The sequence below is a fragment of the Okeania sp. SIO2F4 genome (assembly GCF_010672385.1).
GTDB lineage: Bacteria > Cyanobacteriota > Cyanobacteriia > Cyanobacteriales > Microcoleaceae > Trichodesmium.
Genome location: NZ_JAAHGT010001179.1, coordinates 1 through 2,499 on the forward strand (window position 1 = coordinate 1; position 2,499 = coordinate 2,499).

A 2,499-nucleotide genomic window follows, 5' to 3' on the forward strand; every position below is an offset into this window, starting at 1 on the left:
GATTTTCGAAGATATCGTGCCGCATCTGGCACCGCATACCATCCTGACGTCAAACACGTCGTCCATCTCGATCACCCGTCTGGCCAGCCGCACCGACCGCCCTGAGAAGTTCATGGGGTTCCACTTCATGAACCCGGTTCCTGTCATGCAACTGGTCGAGCTGATCCGTGGCCGCAAAATGTCAAATTATACGCTATCTGTAGGGGTGATTCGCGTTTGCGAAGCATTCCGTAGGAAATCACCCCTACAAGATGTGGTGGTTATGCGTAAGTCCTGATATCAACCCGGTTTCTCTGCTGAAAACCTCTGTATTGCAGAGGTACTGATAACTGATAACTGAAATGACTTGCGCTACGCGCTATATCTACTAGACTTAAATATCTAATCCTAAACTCTTCCGGTAGAATGCTTTTTGAGAATCTCTTCCCATGTTATTGGTGAGAGTCTCCCATTCCTGAGTAATCCTTGCCATAGCTTCATCCCGGCTGATTTTGCCCGCGAGAAAGTCTGACACTGCTGCATCTAGTAGTTCTCGCTGATAATTGTAGTTTCTGGGAATAGTTAAATCAAGTACCACATTGGGGCTGTTAAGACTAGCGCCAATTGCTCCCAAGTAGGTACTGGCGACTGCGGGAGTCATGCCTGCTGCTATCCAGTTCTGAGAATCAGAAAACTGGGAAAGACGGTAGGGATTCAAACCCGATCGCCCATTGGTTACATCTATATTGGAGCGATCGGGCTGGCTAATATAAGAAATAAAGGCAACTCCTGCTGCTTGAACTTTAGGATCTGCTGCAGTATTAATCGTTCCAGCCCAACCAATAGCTGCTGTAAAAGGGGCATGGTTTACCCCATTAATTGCAAACGGACAGGTAAATTTATCGCACGGCACCAATTCTCCAGTATCCCAATTGAGGACTTCAGTAGACCCCGGTATAATGGTAGTACCAAACTTATCTTTAACCTTTGAGCCTGGTAAGAGTGCCAATGTTCCAATATCTCCATGATCCATTGATAAGGCACATCGACCCGAAACAAAGGCTTGGCGACCGTCGTTCAACCCCCACTCCATTTCATCGGGAGCGCCATACTCATTCGTTGCTTTGTAAATATCGAGAGCTTTAGCAAAGGCAATATTATTCGTCATTGGTTGCATGGTGTTGGGGTCAAAGAAAATCCCCTGTTTAGTTCCTTGAGACTGCAAAAGAGAAGCTGCTATTGACCACATTGCCCAGTAGGTAACGTTTCCAGGTTTTTTTGCCAAACAAGAGCCATAATCTGGCTCCCCGTCATCATTTAAGTCTTTAGCATGAAAATACTTAGCAATTTTGAGATAATCATCCCAAGTTCTGGGCGGCTCAAATCCTGCTTCAGCTAATAGATCGGCTCGATAATACATGAGGTGATAGTTACCATCAATGGGAATCGCATAGATTTTATTGGCATAAACGAGACCGTATTCCTGAAAAAATGGTGCAATATCCTTCCATGCTAAACTTGAATCTTCATTGACATCTTCCGTTAAATCTTTGAGGTAACCAGATTCAATATAATCTGGCATCCAATTTGAAGTCATAATCATGACATCGTATTGATTGCTACCCGTTGTCAGATCCTGCAAAATTGTTTGATAGAGTTCGGAATAGCCAGCACTCTTAACCGTAATCTTTGCTCCTGTCAGTGCTTCAAATTCATCAGCTCGCTTTTCCACAGTTGCAGCAACAGGTTTACTGAGGGAGATGACATTGATATTGACTCCATCAAATTTGTTTGATTGGGATAGAGACGTTTTTGGAGATGCGGAAGATGTATCTTCTCGAGTTGATGATGTCGTTTTACAACTAACAGCGAATACACTTAAAAAAAGTGTCGTCAAAAGCAGCGACTGAAGTTTAAATATAGGCAATTTACTAAAGATGACAGAAACCCAGAAAAAACTATTCTTATTCATAATTTATCTTGTTATTTACGTTTTTTACTTGGTAAAATACCTAGGCATATTATTATTTTATAGCGGTTTTCATATGAATAAACCACAATGATACTGACTCCTAACTCTTGTAGGGGCTTGCTGGCCAGCAAGCCCCTACAACTCCTGACTCCTGACTCCTAACAATGAGTTTAGTGGTCTACTCAACTGAAAAGCGCTGTATACCATTTTTAACAAAGAATGCTACAAAAAAGTACATCTCGATCGGATATCTTTAAAAAGAGTTATATCATGTCCGGTTGAATAGTTATAATTAAAGTCTGTAGTATTGCTCTAGCCCTAAGTATGTATCGGGCTGAGAGCTATACTACAAACCATATACTTTTTTTATCACGCTCTTATCCGGACATGATATTAATAGATAGTTAACTGTTTGACTATTTTCACGCCTATGTCTATTGTACCTATGCTACCGGATTGAATCTAATTATTAGAACACTTACGCAGCACAACCTATTTTCGTCCCTATCGACCGACAGGGAAGCAATCTCAAATCTTAGTTTTTCGTA

The 2,499-nt window shown here is 41.9% G+C and carries 2 protein-coding genes; one reads left to right on the forward strand and one right to left on the reverse strand.

Annotation, left to right across the window (positions count from 1 at the left end):
* A partial coding sequence (locus tag F6K22_RS43285) for a 3-hydroxyacyl-CoA dehydrogenase NAD-binding domain-containing protein (protein WP_293110193.1) occupies positions 1–277 on the forward strand: 277 nt, incomplete at its 5' end.
* A 96-nt stretch (positions 278–373) separates the two neighbouring features.
* Here the strand turns inward: F6K22_RS43285 and F6K22_RS38575 are convergent.
* The gene (locus tag F6K22_RS38575) at positions 374–1,951 is read right to left on the reverse strand and encodes an ABC transporter substrate-binding protein (RefSeq protein WP_293110195.1); all 1,578 of its coding nucleotides are present in this window, start codon (positions 1,949–1,951) and stop codon (positions 374–376) included.
* Positions 1,952–2,499: the final 548 nt, after the last annotated feature.